The sequence below is a fragment of the Cytobacillus sp. BC1816 genome (assembly GCF_051353635.1).
GTDB classification, from domain to species: domain Bacteria; phylum Bacillota; class Bacilli; order Bacillales; family Cytobacillaceae; genus Cytobacillus; species Cytobacillus oceanisediminis_C.
In genome coordinates this window covers 5263212-5282907 of record NZ_CP195611.1, presented here as the reverse complement: position 1 = coordinate 5282907, position 19696 = coordinate 5263212, and the positions used below count along the sequence as shown (strand labels likewise).

Genomic DNA, 19696 nt, shown 5'->3' with positions numbered 1-19696 from the left:
GACCATAAGAGCAAGAATGAGGACGAAATGAATATCGTTCTCTTGTTAAAATGAGTCCAATAACTTTAGGAGGAGATAATAATGAACAATATCCAGATATTTAATGAGCTGCATTTTTCAAATGAACTATTATTCCTGGGAAACGCCTGGGATTTGCTTATTCCTATACACCAATCTCCTCAATAAGACTTCCAATGGTCCATTCAAATCCTTTTTTTCCAATCCCCATGCCAATAGAAGAGAAAGACACCATATGCCCACAGCAATCACCGCTGCAGTCCCATTGCTCACACGTCCTCCTAAATCAAGAGCCACCGGTGACAGGAATAGGACAAGCATTGTCTCGTTCCAAACATAGAAAGTTAATGACCGCTTCCCTAAAGCCATTAAAGAAAGGGTAAGACTCCCTGGCTTTTGTACCTTGGTCCCAATGATCCCGAAAATCACAGCATAAGCTAATCCTCCTGCAATTCCTGTTAAAATGTGAAATCCATTCATTAATCCAGCTGTAAATGGACTGGGGTGCCATAGGGTCCCCAGCAGTGATAAAGGCAGTGCTCCTAATAAAGAGATGGTTAATCCTAAAATGGTTATCAATTTAATGATTTTTAAATGCTGCTCTGGCTTGATTAATAACTGATATCTGGCGATCCACATGCCGAGCAGAACGGAAGGGAGTACCGGGAACATTAAATGAATGAGAATAGGGATAGAAGGAAAAGTAAATAGGCTTATCAAAGCTGTGCCAAGGTAGGTGTCTGTGGCTGAAACCTCTGGTGGGAAGCCATAGCCTCCGATTTCCAGCATGTTGAAGCCCCACATTATAGGACCAAAAATTATATAGAATAAGGTGATAAAAATAAAGGTTCGAATCAGTGTCTTGATTTCACGTTCTAAAAGCCAGCTGACGAGCAGCCCTGCTGTCCCGTAGGCCATAAGAATATCCTGGCCTCCAATGATGACAGCCAAAACAATCCCAAATAGAATCAAATACCAGGAACGCCTTCTTATCGTCTTTATGGCCTCTTTTTCTCTTATTCCTTTAGAGATTCGACTTTCAAATGCAAGAACAAGTCCATATCCGAATAAAACGGCAAACATCGCTCTTGCTCTATTATCAATAAAAAATTGGCCAAAAAAATTAACGATTTGGTCAAGGAAGGTAATAGCCTCTACTCTTTGCATAATCCCGGGTTCAGAGGTATACAAATAGAGCGGGGCATGGGCCAGTGCAATCAGCAGAAGCATCGTACCCCGGGCTAGGTCCAGTGAAACAGCACGTTTTTTTGGACCAGCTGTTTTCATACTCGATTGATTAGGCATGCTGCTTTTCTCCTTTGTCCTTCATAAATCCCTTAAAATCTTTCTGTACTTTGCAGGACGATTAAACAATAAGCCTAATCATTTAAATAAGCTCTATAGGGATAGATGAGTTTGCTTTAAGCATTCTTCCCTTAAAATCAGGGAAGCAGCTATTTCCAGTGTAAAGGGATGATTAATTCAGCCAATTGCTTGCCTTCCATTAGAATCCTATAAAGGCGTCCGAGCATTAAAGCCAATTTCAATTAAGGCAATTAAATATTAGGTCGTATTTAAGTTTATGTCAATTGCATGAGATAGTTAGCAAAGTTCAGTTAAATAATAAGGGTGAAGTTGGCACTCCAAATAGCCAATTTATTATTGTTCCATAACCATTGCTTATTCCTCTTTTCCGGATTATAGTGAATACGAAGGATAAGTCATTACAAAACCTATATATATCTGAAAGGTTTATATAAAGGAGAAGAGTATATGTTAGCAGCAACGAACAGCTTCAGAATTGAAAAAGACTTTCTAGGTTCTAAGGAAGTTCCGGTTGATGCCTATTACGGTGTTCAGACGCTTCGTGCCGTTGAGAACTTTCCGATTACAGGCTATCGGATCCATCCGGAGTTAATCAAGGCAATGGCAATGGTGAAAAAGGCTGCGGCCTTGGCGAATATGGAGGTTAAGCGCCTATATTCAGGCATTGGAGACCCGATCGTACAGGCAGCCGATGAAATGATTGAAGGACTATGGCATGATCAGGTCATTGTTGACCCGATCCAGGGCGGTGCCGGGACGTCCATTAATATGAATATTAATGAAATCCTTGCAAATCGTGCGATTGAAATCATGGGCTATGAAAAGGGAGATTATTCTCATTGCAGCCCAAATACCCATGTCAATATGTCACAATCGACAAATGATGCCTTCCCGACAGCGATGCATATCTCTGTATTAAATCTGCTGGATCAATTAATCCCGACAATGGAACATATGCATTCCGTTTTCCTTGAAAAATCAAAGGAATTCAACCATGTAATTAAAATGGGACGGACTCATCTGCAGGATGCCGTTCCAATCAGGCTAGGCCAGGAATTCGAAGCATACAGCCGTGTCATTGCGCGTGATATTAAGCGCATTCAGCAATCCAAACAGCACTTATATGAGTTGAACATGGGAGCAACGGCAGTCGGAACGGGATTGAATGCCATCCCAAAATACATTGATTTAGTGGTGAAGCACATTGCTGACATCAGCGGCCTGCCATTTACAGGGGCTGATCATCTTGTAGATGCCACGCAGAATACGGATTCTTACACGGAAGTTTCCGGAGCATTGAAAATTTGCATGATCAATATGTCCAAAATCGCGAATGACTTGCGTCTAATGGCGTCTGGCCCAAGAGCCGGCCTTGGGGAAATATCGCTTCCAGCAAGACAGCCGGGATCTTCCATTATGCCGGGGAAAGTTAACCCTGTTCTTCCGGAGCTGATTAACCAGGTGGCATTCCAGGTCATCGGAAACGACCATACCATCTCTCTTGCTTCAGAAGCAGGACAGCTTGAACTGAATGTTATGGAGCCAGTCCTGATCTTTAATCTTCTGCAATCGATCAGCATTATGAATAATGCTTTCAATACGTTTACTGAGCATTGTGTAAAAGGAATCGAAGCCAATGAAGAGAGATTAAGGGAATACGTTGAGAAAAGTGTGGGCATCATCACAGCAGTAAACCCTCACCTCGGCTATGAAGTCGTATCAAGAATTGCGAGGGAAGCCATTTTAACAGGCTCTCCAATCAGGGAGCTATGCCTGAAATATGATGTGCTGACAGAAGAAGAACTGGATTTAATTCTCGATCCATATGAGATGACAGATCCTGGCATCGCAGGTGCTGCTCTGCTGGAAAGAGACTAAACTAAAAACGCTTGCCCCCTATGCAGCAGCTGGCGGGGGCAAGCGTTTTTTCTTCTCTATTGATTTAGCGCAGGCGCCGCTTTATTCATTCCAATTTGTGTGGAAGGTTCCTTCTAAATCTGTCCGTTCATACGTATGGGCACCGAAGTAATCACGCTGTGCCTGCAGCATGCTCGCATTGGATGTTCCTGTACGATAGCTATCGTAATAGGAAAGAGATGAGCTCAAGCATGGTAAAGCGATGCCGGATTGAATGCCTTCGCAGACAATTTTACGCAGCCCGTTTTGATAATCCCTGATTCTTTCTGCAAAGTAAGGAGAAACTAACAAATTGGCCAGATTCGGCTGCTCTTGGTAGGCCTCGCTTATGACATTTAAGAATTCCGCACGAATGATGCAGCCGTCGCGGAAAATCAGGGCGATATCCTTCAGAGGCAAATTCCAGCCATACAGTTCGGATGACATTTTATATTGCGTAAATCCTTGCGCATAGGCGCATACTTTTCCCATATATAAAGCTTGTCTGATGTATTCAATCCATTCCTCTTTTTCGAGGGCTGTCTGATTCTTCTCTGGACCTGTTAAGAGTGTTTCTGCTGTCACACGTTCTTCTTTTAAAGCAGAAATATAACGGGCGTATAAGGATTCTGTGATGATTGAGGTTGGAATTCCATTATCGATGGCTTGCAGGCTGGTCCATTTTCCGGTTCCTTTTTGCCCTGCTTTATCCAGAATGACATCGATTTGCGGCAACCCTGTACGCTCATCCTTTTTCCGTAAAATATCTGCCGTGATTTCGATTAAATAGCTCTTCAGCTCGCCTTGATTCCAGGCTTCAAAAATATCAGCTATTTCCTCAACTGATAATCCTAATTTATCTCTTAAAAAGGTGTAGGCTTCGGCAATCAGCTGCATATCTGCATACTCAATTCCGTTATGTACCATTTTAACGAAATGGCCTGCCCCTTTTGGCCCAATATAGACACAGCAAGGAACACCGTCAACCTGTGCAGCTATCTTTGTAAGAATAGGAGCGGCTTTATCATAGACCTCTTTGTCTCCGCCAGGCATGATGGAAGGTCCTGTTAAGGCACCGACTTCACCGCCTGAAATTCCAATTCCTAAATAACCAATTCCTTTTGATTTCAGTTCATCATATCTTCTTCCTGTATCTTCATAATGGGAGTTTCCGCCGTCCATGATGACATCACCTTCTTCAAGGAAGGGGATCAAGCTGGAGACAACAGAATCAATCGCTTTCCCTGCGGTAACCATTAAAAAGATTTTTCTTGGTGTTTCCAAGGAATTTACAAAATCCTCGATTTCGTAATAAGGGTTAATGGTTTGCCCATCAAGTTTTTGTACCAGTTTATCGGTTAAGTCCCTTGTGTAATTATATACTGCCACTTGCTCTCCGTTATTGGCCATGTTTAGAGCGATATTGCTGCCCATTACTCCTAAACCAATAACACCAATTGTATTTAACATATTTCTTGCTCCCTTTTTCAGATTAATAGGCAATGGAACCCTCTCAGGAAATAGGGTTCCATTGCCTTATATAGTTTATACAAATAAGCTTATCAATAAAATAAATCCTAATCCAGCTACAGATATAATGGTTTCAAGCAAGGTCCATGTTGCAAACGTTTCCTTCATGCTTAATCCAAAGTATTCTTTAAACATCCAGAAGCCGGCATCGTTAACATGTGAAGCAATTAAGCTCCCTGCACCTGTTGCAAGTACCACTAATGCAAGATTAACATCCGATTGGCCCAGCATCGGAATGACTAAACCGGCTGTTGTTAATGCTGCCACTGTGGCAGACCCTAATGAAATCCGCAGGATGGCAGCGATAATCCATGCAAGCAAAATCGGTGATAAGTTTGTTCCTTTGAATAGCTCTGCTACATAGTCACCAACACCGCCATCAATTAATACTTGTTTAAAGGCACCGCCTCCACCAATAATCAAGAGCATCATCCCGATATGGGTGATAGCTGTTGTACAGGATTCCATCACATTTTTGATTGGAATCTTCCTCGCCAGTCCCATTGTATAGATGGCAACCAATAAGGAGATCAGCATCGAAGTGCCGGCGTCACCAATAAAACGGATTGCGGCTAGAATACTATTATCTTCAAATCCCAATGTTTTTTGAAGCAATGTAATAATCGTTGCGATCGACATTAAAATAACAGGAAGTAAAGCTGTAAATACACTGATTCCAAAACCAGGAGTTTCTTCAAGCTTAAATGTTTTCTGCTCACCTAAAGAGGCGATACTCCCGCTTTTTGTAAATGATTCAGGTACTAGCCTTTTTGCAATTTTTGTAAATACCGGTCCTGCTAAAATCACCGTAGGAAGAGCGATGATAAGACCATAGAGCAGCACTTCACCAATGTTTGCGCCAAATTCACCCGCTATTACAGTTGGCCCTGGGTGTGGAGGCAGGAATCCATGTGTGACAGATAGAGCTGCTGTCATTGGTATCCCAAGATACAAGATTGATATCTTCAATTCTCTTGAAATGGCAAATACGATCGGAATTAATAATACAAGTCCTACTTCAAAGAATAATGCTACACCAATAATAAATGATGCTGCCACCACGGCCCATTGAATATTCTTTTCACCGAATTTGTTCACAAGGGTCATAGCTATTCGCTGTGCGCCTCCAGAGTCGGCGATCAGCTTGCCTAACATGGCGCCAAGTCCAAATATGAGTGCCAAGTGACCCAGCGTTCCCCCTAATCCTGCTTCAATGGTCTTGACAATTTGATCCAGCGGCATTCCGAGTGCTAAAGCAACACCAAATGATACAATGATTAATGAAATAAAGGTATTTAATTTTAAACCCATTATTAGTATTAATAAGGCAATGATTCCAATTCCAACTATTACTAATGGCATTGTAAACTCCTCCTGTTAGTTACGCTGTACTAATCTTCGCTGATAATTTGCAATCGATGTGTAATCATCTTCTAACGTTCTTGATAAATGAATGAAAATCGGCAGCAATTGTCGATATTCTTTTACTGCCGTTTCTTGCGGGGTATGTTTAAAGGTATCGCCCACCATTTCAGAAACGGCTTCAAAGGAGCTGATTTTTCCTGTGGCATATAATCCTAAAATACAGGCACCGAGACATGAACTTTCATAGCTTTCAGGTATGACAACTTCCGATTCAAAAATATCGGACATCATCTGCCGCCAAATCTCAGATCTTGCGAATCCTCCCGTTGCTTGAATCCGGGTTACGGGCCCGTCCATGCATTCTACTAATGCCAAGTACACAGTGTATAGATTATAAATAACGCCTTCTAGCGCTGCCCGAATCATATGTTCTTTCTTATGTGACATGGTTAATCCGAAGAATGATCCGCGCACGTCCGGGTTCCATAAAGGAGCACGTTCACCTGCCAGGTACGGATGGAATAGCAAGCCGTCTGCACCTGGTCTTACGCGTTCTGCAATTTTTGTTAATACTTCGTACGGATCAATGCCTAGTCTTTTGGCTGTTTCGATTTCTGAAGAGGCAAATTCATCCCGGATCCAGCGAAGAACCATCCCTCCATTGTTTACCGGTCCGCCAATCACCCAATGATTTTCCGTTAAGGCATAACAGAAGATTCTCCCTTTCTCATCCGTCTGGGGCTTGTCAATAATGGTCCGTATGGCACCGCTTGTCCCAATGGTGATGGCAATCTCACCTTTTCTAATTGCATTAACACCCAGATTTGAAAGCACTCCATCACTTGCGCCGATGACAAAAGGTGTCTGGGGATCGATGCCCATTTGTTTGGCTAATTTAGGATTGCAGTTCTTGAACATCTTTGTAGTCGGCACAAGTTTGGATAATTGTGCCGGATTGACCCCTGCAATCGCCAGCGCCTCCTCGTCCCAATCCAATGTTTTAAGATTCATCATTCCCATGCATGAAGCCAGTGAATAATCGACAACATATTCATCAAAGAGCTTCTTAAAGATATATTCTTTAATGCCAATATATTTTTTTGTTTTGCGGGCGATTTCAGGGCGTTCGTTCACAATCCAGGCGATTTTGCTTAATGGTGACATAGGATGAATCGGTGTTCCAGTCCGTTTATATACCTCATGTCCATTCAATTCATCTTTAATTTTGCGCGCCCATGCTTCGCTGCGATTATCTGCCCAGGTGATGACTGGCGTAAGCGGCAGGTGATCTTTATCCATTGCGATAACACTATGCATCGCACTGCTAAAAGAGACAAAGGACAGGCTTTTATCTGAATGGTTTTTCATAATATTCGCTATGGACTGCAGTACAGCTGAAAAAATCTCTTCAGGGTTTTGTTCAGCTGTCGAAATATCCGGTGTGTACAGCGGATATCCAATATTCTCATGCTGAATAACTTCACCTTGTTCACTGAATAACACGGCTTTTGTACTGGTGGTTCCAATATCAATCCCTAACATATAGCTAGTCATCTTGTTGTTTAACCCCTTTGGATAGCATTTGTTGTGATCTCCATAAGTCGTCTACTTTCCCTTGAACATCATCAAAATTTTCGTGTAAAGACTTAATCATGAGGTCTCTGTCTTTTGTTTTGATAGCATCAATATATAGTTCATGGTTTTTTAAAATCCGAGTAAGGTCTTCGTAATTTTCCTTGAATCGCACGCGCATGGACAAAAGAATAAAGCTTTCCATTACGGGTTTTAAATTATTCCAGATCAATAAGACATAGGAATGGCCAATAGATCGAATGATGATGTCGTGGAACAGGATGTCCTGATATGAAAATTCATCAGCATCCTGATACTTTACAGCGACCTTCATCATTTCCAATACTTTGCTAAGTTCCATTGCTAATTCATTTGTATCCATACTTATGAGACGTTCAAATACGAACGTTTCGATCATTAGACGAACATCATAAATCTCTTCTATTTCTTTTTCTGTTAATCCGGCAACGACAGCACCCGTTCTTTCTAATCGGATGATATTTTCAGATGCCAGTGTTCTTAATGCTTCACGAACGGGTGAACGGCTTACTGCAAAATCTCCGGCCAGTTTATTTTCTGAAAGTATGGTACCGCTTTCAAACAAGCCGGCAATAATGCGCATTCTAAGCTCATAGGCTACGCGATCACCAGTGGAAGCTTTAGAAAGCCACTTTTGGGGATATAGGAAGTCATTGGATTCGTTCATAAAATCACCTTTTTAAAATGACATTAAGTATACGTGTATACTTGTATACAAGTATTATAAATGAAATTGGTGAAAATGCAAACGCTTTATTTGTTGGTGTCGAATTTTGTCCTCGCAAGTGCGCGCTGATGCTGGCAGCTCAAAACGGGAAGCTAGTCTGAAGCAGGTGCTTATTCGGACAATAGGGGTAGAAACCGGAGAGGAAGAGTCCGAAGTAGGCGCATATTCGGACAGTGGGAGCAGAAACCGGAGAGTGGTAGTCCGAAGTTGATGCTCAATCTTTTTATGCCCTCCGCACTTTTCGCATACGAGGTCCTTGTTTTTTATAGTTTGCAGTAAAGATTGACATGTTTTGCAATGCACCCCTTTTTTTAGCTGTTCATAGTATTCAAATCTTTCATAAAGCGGTTAACTTGGGTTGGAAGAACAATAGGCTGTTCCATCGGAGCTTGATATAAGGTGAATTCAGGGTTAATGAAAACAACGGAGGCTTCAACGGGATAATTTTGCTTGAGGGTTTGGAGCAGGGCTGCACTTCTTTTTAATTGGTAAATGGGATTTTTATATTCTCTGCCGGAGGTCACGGTATAAAGCTTGTCAGAATCCAAGTGCCAGTCTCCCTGGAAATTTTTTATTTCTAATAGATGGATCATAGTTTCTGAAATAATCAGGGTATCAATTTGAAAGTAGGAGTTGTTTACCTCCAATAGCAAATCATTAATGAAATCTCTCTTGCTGCATGCTTTCTGCGAGATGGTCAAATTTCACCTCTCCTTCATAGCCTTTTTCAAGGTTTGAATACTGCAGCTTTTCCTTTTTGGTTAACACATTCGGGTGTTCAAATATCTCATAGATATTAATTCATCCGGTTCCGATCTTCTTTTAACTAACATCTTCCACTTCCTTTCTTGTCCTTAAGGCTTATTTTATAAGCAATTTCAACAATAACAAATAAAATAAAAGAGTCCTTTTTTAAATCCTCTTCTTAAAATCGAAGATCAGCTTATTTACTATTTACCAATTTTAAAGAAGTATTAATACATTAAAGGTTACTGAATGGAATACAATTCCAATGTTACTGCACGTAAAGGGTGAAGAAATTGAATAATCCATTTAGCCAATAAACAGGAGGGATTAATTTGAAAAATGCAGACCAGACATCCTCAAGTCTGATAAAAATGCGCCGAATCTTTGGTTATGGCACCGCCATAGCTGTGACTCCTTATCTGCTGATTAAAATCGCCTGGACGTTTGGCCTCTTTCTTCCGACAGAGCAAATGGGCGATGCCAGCTGGCGGGGGATTAACGCAGCTACCGGGGTTGTCGCTGCGGTTGGCATCCTGCTGGCGATGGCGTTCTGCAGGCCGTGGGGTGAACGGCTGCCTGCGTGGCTGGTGGCTCTGCCCGTTTGGCTGGGTACCGGTCTTCTCGTTCCCATGCTGCTGCTGGCTCCTGTCCTTGGCCCGGCTGCAATGGCTCTGGATCAGGAAGCAGGTGCTGCTGACTTCTGGGTTTACGAGCAGGTCTTTGTTATGGTTTCTCTCGTTGGGGCCGGTATTTGCCTGCCATTGGCTTTAGCAGGATATGCCAAGGCGCGGTGGCCGGAGGCGCTAGGTGGTCCAATCGACTGCGTGGAGGTGCCGGGACACACCAGGCAGCTGCAAATCACGTTAGGCAGACTCGCTGCAGCGGGGTGCATTCTCCTCGGTGCCATAAAGGTGTTCTGGGCGGCAGGAGGAACCCTTGGCATAGATCCAAGCATGCTGGATTCCCGTGATTTGTGGTGGCGTCTCTTGACGCTAAGTACAGGCGGCTGGGCATTAGTGGGGGCGTGGGGACTATTAGTGCTGATCACCCGCCGCGGATCGAGGAAGTTTCTGCCGCCCATGGCAGCGGCATGGATTTCGTCGGGCATGCTGTTTTCTTATAACCTCTTTTCCATCATTCGCCCAGATTTTCAGTCCAGCCCGGAGTACCCGCTGGCACGGATGCTGAGCACTGAGGCCGGTATTGTATTGGGCGTTATGATGGGGATGATTCTTCTCCTGGTTCTTCACGACCGGCGGCGAGCGCTAATCAGGCGGGGGTAATGGTTGATCTATTCGTCCGGCCATACACAAGCTATTTCCTTTTCCCTTCATTTGTGTAAAATGATAATAGACTATTTTTGCGCGGGAGGATTTAGATGATTACCATAAAGGAAATAGCAGAAAGGGCGAATGTTTCTAGGACGACTGTTTCAAGGGTTTTAAATAATTCCGGTTATGTGAGTGAGGATGCAAGGAAAAGGGTCCTGCACGTAATTGAGGAGACCGGTTATGTTCCAAGTGCCCATGCGAAGTCACTCCGCACGAAAAAAACAAAGGTTATTGGGGTTATTCTGCCGAAGATCAGCACCGAAACGTCCAGCCGTCTGGTTAATGGCATTGACGACGTATTGGCCAGGGAAGGCTATCAGATTCTTCTTGCTAATACAAATCTTCATGCTGAAAAAGAGATAGAATATATACGGCTTCTCAAAAGCAGGAATGTGGACGGCATGATTCTGTCAGCTACAAACGTGCAGCCGGAATTGATTCAGGAGATCTGTCAGCTGAAAATCCCTTTTATTATGGTGGGTCAGCAGGCAGAAGAATTGACGAGTGTGATTTTTGATGAATATCAGGCTGCGAGGGACATGGCTGGCCTGCTAATCAAGAAGGGATATGAGAAAATTGCCTTTATAGGCGTGGATGAAGCTGACCGTGCGGTGGGTTACCTCCGGAAAAAGGGATATCTGGACGCAATGAAGGAGCATCAGCTACCAGTCGAAGAAAGCTGGCTCCAAAAGGGGATTTTCGATATAGATTCAGGGTCTGAGTGTATGAAGAGGATCATGGAATCTGCTGATAGTAAACCCCAAGCGGTTCTTGCAGTGACGGACCGTCTGGCGATTGGCGCTTTACAATACCTCAGACAAAATGGATATTCCATTCCCGATGATGTTGCGATAGCCGGAATGGGCGGATCGGAGCTTTCCAAATATATCACCCCGGGATTGACAACCATCGATTTTTCCTTTGAAGATGCAGGCCGGGAGGCAGCCTTATTAATTCTTCAGAAAATTCAGGGTGAACACGGGAAGGGAATAAACAGAAAAGTTAGATATAGACTTGTTGAAAGAGAAAGTATATAATGGGTGTGTAATCGATTTCATAAGTAAGTTTAATCGATTACACTTTTATTTTTGCTGGTATGGAATCGATTTCACAACGGAATATTCCATTATTTTTTATCCAATGTGGAATCGATTCCACAGACATATGAAAATAGGGGTGAAGAGGATGACGGAGTATCGTAAAATTGCGGAAGAATTAATTGACGCTGTCGGGGGCAGAGAGAATGTTCACTCAGTAGCCCACTGTGCGACCAGACTGCGGATCATGGTGAATGATAAGGAAAAAATTGATCAGGAAAAGATTGAAAGCATCAATAAGGTAAAAGGGGCTTTCTTCAACTCTGGCCAATATCAGATTATTTTTGGCACGGGAACAGTTAATAAAGTCTATGAGGAAGTATCCAGCCTGGACATTGAATCCATGTCAGCATCAGAGCAGAAAAAAGAAGCTGTTAAAAGCGGTTCTGCTTTCCAGAGGGCGATCCGGAAATTCGGGGATGTATTTGTGCCGATCATTCCAGTCCTTGTCGCGACAGGACTCTTTATGGGATTGCGCGGCATGGTAATGCAGGAGGAAATTCTCGCTTTATTCGGCATGACGGCATCGGATGTGTCAGAAAATTTCATTTTATTTACGCAGGTACTGACGGATACGGCATTTATCTTCCTGCCGGCACTTGTTGCCTGGTCAACCTTTAGAGTGTTTGGCGGGACTCCAATCATCGGTTTAATTCTAGGGTTGATGCTTGTGAGTCCCTCCCTGCCAAATGCGTGGGATGTGGCAGGCGGAAATGTTGAACCGATTTACTTTTTTGGATTCATTCCTGTTGTAGGCTATCAGGCTTCTGTCCTTCCAGCCTTTATTGCCGGGATTGATTATTGGGGCAAAATTGGAGAGGGTCATTCGAAAACGGGTGCCGGATGCATTGGATTTAATTATTACCCCGTTCTTAACCCTTCTGATCATGATTGGATTATCGCTTCTTGTCATTGGACCGCTATTTCATATGGTCGAGCAAGGCGTCCTGGATGTTACCACAACTGTGCTCTCATGGCCGTTCGGCATCAGCGGCATTCTTATCGGGGGTCTTAATCAGCTTATTGTTATCACTGGTGTTCATCATATTTTCAATATGCTGGAGATTCAGCTGTTGGCTCAGTATAAAAGCAATCCTTACAACGCAATTGTTACATGTGCCGTTGCAGCACAGGGCGGTGCAACCTTAGCAGTTGCTTTAAAAACAAAATCAGCCAAATTAAAGGCTTTGGCTTTCCCATCTGCTTTATCTGCGTTTTTGGGAATAACCGAGCCGGCTTTGTTCGGTGTCAATCTGCGCTACGGCAAGCCGTTTGTCATGGGACTGATTGGCGGAGCTGCCGGCGGGTTCGCTGCCTCCCTGCTTCAGCTGAAAGCGACAGGAATGGCCGTTACTGTTATTCCAGGCACCCTTCTTTATTTAAATGGCCAGGTTCTGCAGTATATTTTAGTCAATGTAATTGCCATCGCAATGGCCTTTGCCCTGACCTGGATGTTTGGCTTCTCCGATAAGGCAAAGAAAGAAGTGGAACAGGTACAGTAACAGAAACTTCAACAGCAAGGATGTTCTAATATGACTGAAATCGATTTTTTCAAGAAGGCCAGCGAGGAAGCAGAAAGAAACAGGCATTTGGTTAGGCAGGATCCTAACCGCCTGAAGTATCATCTCATGCCGCCTGTCGGCTTGCTGAATGATCCTAATGGCTTAATCCAATTTAAGGGTATTTACCATGTCTTTTATCAATGGAATCCGTTTGATACTGCTCATGGTGCCAAGTATTGGGGCCATTATTCATCCAGGGATCTCGTCCATTGGAAGGAGGAGCCAATCGCGCTTGCTCCTGATCAGTGGTATGACCGGAATGGATGTTATTCCGGCAGTGCGATAGAGTTTGAAGGAAAGCTTTATCTCTTTTATACAGGAAACGTGAAAAATGAAGATGGCAGGCGTGAGACTTATCAATGCCTTGCCATATCAGAGGATGGAATCCATTTTGACAAAAAGGGCCCTGTCCTGGAGCTGCCGAAAGGGTATACCGCTCATTTCAGGGATCCGAAGGTCTGGGGAAAGAACGGGAGCTTCTATATGATTGTTGGCGCTCAGACACTCAATCAGGAGGGGGCTGCTGTCCTGTTTGCTTCGAAGGATTTATACCATTGGGAGGAAAAAGGGAAGATTGCCGGTGCATGGATGAATGGTCTGGAAGACTTCGGCTATATGTGGGAATGTCCGGATCTATTTGAGCTGGATGGCCAGGAGATATTACTTGTTTCACCGCAGGGGCTTGAGCCGAGCGGGTATGAATACCATAATCTTTTTCAATCAGGGTATTTTGCCGGAAAGCTTGATTATGAAAAAGCGAAGTTTAAACATGGTTCCTTTGCAGAGCTTGACCGCGGTTTTGATTTTTATGCACCGCAAACGTTTAAAGACGATTCAGGCAGGCGGATTCTTTATGGGTGGATGGGCATTACAGATGAAGCCGAATCCAGCCAGCCGACTGTCCCTTATCGCTGGATCCACGCATTGACCATGCCAAGAGTGCTTGATATGAAAAACGGAAGGCTTATACAGATTCCTGTGGAAGAATTCAAAAAGCTCCGCAAAGGTAAAACGGAGATCAATGATGTGGAGATAAATGGAGCAAACCTGCAGCTGGACGGATTAAGTGGAAAAACGGCCGAACTGATGCTGGAATCCTTTAAGAATGGAAAGGGAATATTCAAAATGGATTTCCGGAATGAGGCTTCTCTTACTTATAATCCAGATCAAAAGGAAATCCAGCTTCAAAGAAGAAATGTAAAGACAGGAATGCAGGAGTCAAGAATCTGCAAAATTTCAAGTCTATCCAAACTGCATGTGTTTATGGATCAGTCTTCACTGGAAATTTTCATAAATGGCGGAGAGGAAGTGTTCACTGCACGATATTTCCCTGATCCTGAGGATGAGACGATCCTTTTTAGCGGGGATGCAGGCTTTTCGGTATCCATGTGGAATCTTGAGGATAAATAACTTTTTTAAGGAGGTGTACTATGAAAGGAGTTCTATGTTTAGGGGAAGCTCTGATAGATTTTATTCCCCTGGATTCTGATAATACTACCTATCAAAAGGCTCCGGGCGGGGCACCGGCTAATGTTTCGGTTGGAGTCTCGCAGCTTGGAGGGAAGGCCGCCTTTATTGGGAAAGTCGGCAACGATGTGCTCGGACATTTTCTGAAGGATACCTTGGAGGGATACGGGGTTCATACACAATATATAAAACTGACGGATGAAGCGCGGACAGGTATTACGTTTGTGACGTTAGAGCCCTCTGGTGAACGGGATTTTAGTTTTTACATTAATCCAAGTGCAGATCGTTTCCTGAATAAAGATGAGATAGACTGGTCCATTTTTGAAGAATACAAGATATTTCACTTTGGCTCAATTTCACTGATTCATGAGCCTTCGAGAACTGCAGCCCTTCAAGCAGTGAAGAGGGCCCGGGAAAAGGATATGCTTATTTCCTATGATCCAAATCTCCGCTTGGGATTGTGGGATTCCGAGAAAAGGGCAAAGGCAGAAATTTTGGCGGCTCTCCCCTATGCCGATATTGTGATGATTTCGGAGGAGGAGCTCACCTTTTTAACCGGATCCCGTGATATGGAAGAAGGAATAGCCCGGCTGCCTGAAAATAAGCTGACAATCGTTACATTGGGCGGTGATGGCTGCATCTTCCGCTATAAAGATGAGATCGGGAAAATTCCTGCATTGCCATACAAGGTGGTGGATACCACCGGTGCTGGAGATGCATTCGTTTCCGGACTCCTTTATTGCATAAATGAATCACCTAAAACCTTGGAGGAGCATACGCATGACGAGATGGCCTCGATGATTCGCTTCGCAAATGTGTCAGGAGGTCTGGCTGTCACCAGGAAAGGCGCTATGACCGGCCTTCCCTGCCTGGAGGAAGTGCAGGAAATCCTTAAAAAGAAATAAATTTACCAAACAGCAGACAAACCTTCCAATACTGGAACCGTTTTGTCTGCTGTTTTGGTTCCCAAAACCCCCGCCCTCTTTCTAATTTGTCTAAAATAGTATATAATTATCAGATAATGCTAGCTATCTTACCCTATCAATCATTATAATAGAATAGAATGTGTATTTTGTGTGACGGAAAAGGTGCGTCCTTGGGTGATGCCTTTCTAGTGGTGAAGCCTGAGCAAAGCGCCTGCAGTTTTTGGCAAATTTCTGGGATAAGGAAGGGTTTATAATGAGCAGCGTACAGAATAAAACAGACGTTATCTTAATTGGTGCCGGAATCATGAGCGCGACTTTGGGGTCTTTACTGAAAGAGTTAGCACCTGAATGGGAAATCAAAGTGTTTGAAAAGCTCGCTAGCGCAGGAGAAGAAAGCTCTAACGAATGGAATAATGCAGGGACGGGACATGCTGCATTGTGCGAGCTTAACTATACATCCGAAAAATCTGATGGATCAATAGATATCGCTAAAGCGATTAATGTCAATGAACAATTTCAGCTTTCCAGACAGTTTTGGGCTTATCTTGTAGAAAACAACCTGATTCGCAATCCGCAGGAATTTATTATGCCAATCCCTCATATGAGCTTTGTTCAGGGGGAAAAAAATGTTTCGTTTTTGAAAAAACGTTTGGAAGCGCTGTCAGCTAATCCGCTGTTTCAGGGCATGGAATTTTCCGATGATCCTGAAAAGCTGAAGGAATGGATTCCAGTGATGATGGAAGGCCGTACATCGGATGAGCCGATTGCAGCCACAAAAATTGACTCTGGAACGGATGTCAACTTCGGTGCGTTAACGCGCATGCTATTTGACCATTTAAAGAGCAAAAATGTCGATGTTCATTATCAGCACAGCGTGGAGGATTTGAAGCGTGCCGGCGATGGATCATGGAATGTAAAAGTGCGGAATATGGAAAGCGGCACAATCGAAAACCATCAGGCGAAATTTGTCTTTATCGGCGGCGGCGGCGGAAGCCTGCATCTGCTGCAGAAGACGGGCATCCCTGAATCCAGGCATATTGGCGGATTCCCGGTAAGCGGACTGTTCCTTGTCTGCAACAATCCGGAAATCGTTGAGAAGCATCATGCGAAGGTGTACGGAAAAGCCAAAGTAGGTGCTCCTCCAATGTCCGTGCCCCATCTGGATACAAGATTTATTGATAACAAGAAATCCTTGCTGTTTGGCCCGTTTGCCGGCTTTTCGCCGAAGTTCTTGAAAACAGGCTCCAATATGGACCTGATCAAATCCGTTAAGCCGAACAATGTCATCACCATGCTGGCTGCAGGTGCAAAGGAAATTGCACTGACAAAATATCTGATTCAGCAGGTTATGCTATCCCATGAACAGCGCGTTGAAGAACTGCGTGAGTTCATTCCAAACGCAAAGAGCGAAGACTGGAGTGTCGTAGTGGCCGGCCAGCGTGTGCAGGTCATCAAGGATACACCTGCCGGAAAAGGAACCCTGCAATTCGGCACAGAAGTAGTCAGTGCGTCTGACGGCACGGTTGCTGCCCTGCTCGGAGCTTCACCGGGTGCTTCAACAGCCGTTAATGTCATGCTCGAAGTATTGCAGAAGTGTTTCCCTGAGCAAATGGACGAATGGCATTTTAAAATTAAGAAAATGATTCCGTCCTACGGCATGTCACTATTTGAAAACCCTGAGCTGTTCCGTGAGATTCACGAATCTACAGCCCAGGTGCTTGGTCTCAGCGAAAAGGAAAAAAAGCAGGAGCTTGCTTATAACTGATTAAGATAGGAACCCTCAGGCCGAATTCGGTTTGGGGGTTCTTTTTTTGTAAAAACAATTAGGAAACCGCTTCCAGTCCTGGCATTAGATTAATTTTGCATCTGACAGAAATTGTATTGACTACATAGATGATAATGATTATCATTGTTAACAGGACTAATAGATTGATATTATTGGAGGCTTACATATGAACAGGTTTATGAAAGTAACAGGCATCTTGATGCTGTCAGGCAGCATTTTAGCTGGCTGCGGTGAGGATGTTTCACATGAAACACCAGAAAAAGAAACGAGTGCCGGGACGGAGGCAAGCAATACAGAAAAGGAAGTTAGTGCATACAAGCAGTTTGCCATAGAGCAGCTAGATGAATTCGTGAAGGCTACTGAAGGATTTACAGAAGCAGTGAAGGCCGGAGACGTGGAAAAGGCAAAGGAGCTATATGCACCAGCACGGATGTATTTCGAGCGTTCAGAGCCGATTGCAGAGAGCTTTGGCGACCTTGACCCGCGAATTGATGCCCGTTTGGCTGACATCCAGGCAGAAGGACAGGGAGAAGAAGAATGGTCCGGCTATCATAAAATTGAATATGGACTTTGGGAAGAAGGTACAACAGAGGGATATGAAGAGGCAGCTGACCAGCTGTTGAAGGATGTAAAAGAACTGCGTGCGAAGGTGGAAACAGTTGAAGTAACTCCTGATTTAATGATTACAGGGGCTGTTGATCTTTTAAACGAAGTATCCACATCCAAAATTACTGGTGAAGAAGAAATTTACTCTCATACCGACTTGTATGATTTTAAAGCCAATGTGGAAGGCGCAGAGAAGATCTTTGAAATCTTCAAAGAGAAGCTGACGGAAAAAGACGCCGGCCTTGTGAAGGAGCTGGATGAAAACTTTACAGTATTGGATGAGCTGCTCGCTAAATACGAGGATGGAAACGGAGGATATGTATCCTATGAAAAACTGACACAGGAAGATACCAAGGCATTGTCAGCAGCAGTTGATAATTTAGGAGAACCTTTAAGTCAAATGGCCATAGTTGTGGAGTGATCAATATGAGTACGAAAAAGGAAAAATCTTTTTTTGAAAAAGAGTTTTCCCGCCGTGAGATGCTGAAAACAGCCGGGATTGGGAGCGCGGGCATGATTCTGGGGGCTACAGGATTCTCGGGAATCTTGACCGCCTTTGGAGAAACTCCATTTGTTGATGATAACCAGGAATCCAGGAACAAAGTGAATTTCTACGGCAAGCATCAATCAGGCATCCTGACGAAAAATCCTGAACATGCTTACTTTGTGTCCCTGAATTGTACAGCCAAATCGAAAGCTGAATTAAAAGAAATGTTCCAGCTTTGGACCCGTTATAGTGTAAAGCTCATGAATGGGCAGATGGTTGAACCCGATTCAGCGAACAAGCTGCTGCCCGCTCCGGATACAGGAGAGGCTGTCGGGCTTGATGCCTCACATTTGACCTTAACCTTTGGCGTGGGTCCGAGTTTATTTGAGAAAAAGGAGCTTGGACTGGAACATATGAAGCCGGAGGAACTAAATGATTTGCCTCATTTCCCAAAGGATCAGCTCGATCCGCGGTATGTCGGCGGAGATATCTGCATTCAGGCATGTGCCGACGACCCGCAGGTTGCTTTCCATGCGGTGCGGAATTTAATCCGTGCGGCGAGAGGACTTGTAACGATGAGATGGTCACAGACCGGCTTCAATTCTTATGGAATGAAAGACAAAGAAAAAATGACGCCCCGAAACCTGTTTGCCTTTAAAGACGGCACAGGCAACCCAAATGTGAATGACCCGAAAGAAATGGATGATGTCGTATGGGTGCAGCCGGGTGAATCAAAAAGCTGGATGACCGGAGGATCTTATTTGGCATTCAGACGGATTCAAATGCATCTTGAAACCTGGGATCGGACCGCTTTGCGTGAACAGGAAGCGACCTTTGGCCGGCATCGCGACACAGGGGCGCCTATTGGGAAGAGCGATGAGTTTTCAGAAATGGAAATCGAGCGGAAAGAAAATGGAAAGTCAGTCGTTCCTGAAAATTCGCATGTATTCTTGGCAAGACAGGTGAAAGACCGCATGCTGAGGCGCTCTTTTTCCTACTCGGATGGAATTAACTCTGACACTGGCTCTTTTGATGCCGGATTGCTGTTTATCTCGTTCCAGAAGAACCCGCAGCAATTCATCAACATCCAGAATAGTTTTGGACGTATGGATAAGTTAAATGAATATATAACCCATCGCGGCAGCGCGCTATTTGCTTGCTTTCCTGGTGTGAAAAAAGGAAGCTATCTTGGCGCCGGGCTGTTTGATTAGGGA

General features: G+C 44.0%; 14 protein-coding genes and 1 pseudogene. 9 read left to right on the top strand and 6 right to left on the bottom strand.

Annotation, left to right across the window (positions count from 1 at the left end):
* Positions 1–129: 129 nt before the first annotated feature.
* Positions 130–1323: a DUF418 domain-containing protein gene (locus ACR42H_RS26510; RefSeq protein WP_436374289.1), complete on the bottom strand. Its 1194-nt coding sequence runs from the start codon at positions 1321–1323 to the stop codon at positions 130–132.
* Between the two features lie 468 nt (positions 1324–1791).
* Between ACR42H_RS26510 and aspA the strand changes: the two genes are divergently transcribed.
* A complete protein-coding gene (aspA, locus tag ACR42H_RS26505; RefSeq protein WP_251174351.1) occupies positions 1792–3222 on the top strand; it encodes an aspartate ammonia-lyase in 1431 nt (476 codons plus the stop codon).
* Between the two features lie 81 nt (positions 3223–3303).
* Here the strand turns inward: aspA and gnd are convergent, their stop codons facing one another.
* The 5 genes from gnd to ACR42H_RS26480 form a co-directional block, all read right to left on the bottom strand.
* A complete protein-coding gene (gene gnd, locus ACR42H_RS26500; RefSeq protein WP_436374288.1) occupies positions 3304–4710 on the bottom strand; it encodes a decarboxylating NADP(+)-dependent phosphogluconate dehydrogenase in 1407 nt (468 codons plus the stop codon).
* Positions 4711–4785: 75 nt separating this feature from the next.
* Positions 4786–6132: a GntP family permease gene (locus ACR42H_RS26495; RefSeq protein WP_113882469.1), complete on the bottom strand. Its 1347-nt coding sequence runs from the start codon at positions 6130–6132 to the stop codon at positions 4786–4788.
* 15 nt (positions 6133–6147) lie between these two features.
* Entirely contained in the window at positions 6148–7689 is a 1542-nt protein-coding gene (gene gntK, locus ACR42H_RS26490) for a gluconokinase (protein WP_436374287.1), read from the bottom strand.
* Complete coding sequence (locus ACR42H_RS26485) at positions 7682–8413, bottom strand: GntR family transcriptional regulator (protein ID WP_113882467.1); 732 nt, start codon at positions 8411–8413, stop codon at positions 7682–7684. The genes gntK and ACR42H_RS26485 overlap by 8 nt, the downstream gene beginning before the upstream one ends.
* 371 nt (positions 8414–8784) lie before the next feature.
* Entirely contained in the window at positions 8785–9174 is a 390-nt protein-coding gene (locus tag ACR42H_RS26480; RefSeq protein WP_436374286.1) for a nuclease-related domain-containing protein, read from the bottom strand.
* Positions 9175–9591: 417 nt separating this feature from the next.
* Between ACR42H_RS26480 and ACR42H_RS26475 the strand changes: the two genes are divergently transcribed.
* From ACR42H_RS26475 to efeB, 8 genes and pseudogenes are all read left to right on the top strand, one after another.
* Positions 9592–10503, top strand: a complete 912-nt coding sequence (locus ACR42H_RS26475) for a hypothetical protein (protein WP_436377092.1) — start codon at positions 9592–9594, stop codon at positions 10501–10503.
* A gap of 95 nt (positions 10504–10598) precedes the next feature.
* Positions 10599–11588: a LacI family DNA-binding transcriptional regulator gene (locus ACR42H_RS26470; protein WP_436374284.1), complete on the top strand. Its 990-nt coding sequence runs from the start codon at positions 10599–10601 to the stop codon at positions 11586–11588.
* Between the two features lie 148 nt (positions 11589–11736).
* A pseudogene (locus ACR42H_RS26465) lies at positions 11737–13150 on the top strand (sucrose-specific PTS transporter subunit IIBC).
* 30 nt (positions 13151–13180) lie between these two features.
* On the top strand, positions 13181–14620 hold the full coding sequence (locus tag ACR42H_RS26460; protein WP_436374283.1) for a glycoside hydrolase family 32 protein: 1440 nt from the start codon (positions 13181–13183) through the stop codon (positions 14618–14620).
* 20 nt (positions 14621–14640) lie between these two features.
* On the top strand, positions 14641–15582 hold the full coding sequence (locus ACR42H_RS26455) for an aminoimidazole riboside kinase (RefSeq protein WP_436374282.1): 942 nt from the start codon (positions 14641–14643) through the stop codon (positions 15580–15582).
* 274 nt (positions 15583–15856) lie between these two features.
* Positions 15857–17368: a malate:quinone oxidoreductase gene (locus ACR42H_RS26450; protein WP_113882462.1), complete on the top strand. Its 1512-nt coding sequence runs from the start codon at positions 15857–15859 to the stop codon at positions 17366–17368.
* Between the two features lie 187 nt (positions 17369–17555).
* Positions 17556–18416, top strand: coding sequence for an iron uptake system protein EfeO (gene efeO, locus ACR42H_RS26445; protein ID WP_395858173.1), 861 nt, complete (start codon positions 17556–17558; stop codon positions 18414–18416).
* Positions 18417–18421: 5 nt separating this feature from the next.
* Complete coding sequence (efeB, locus tag ACR42H_RS26440) at positions 18422–19693, top strand: iron uptake transporter deferrochelatase/peroxidase subunit (protein ID WP_436374279.1); 1272 nt, start codon at positions 18422–18424, stop codon at positions 19691–19693.
* Positions 19694–19696 lie beyond the last annotated feature (3 nt).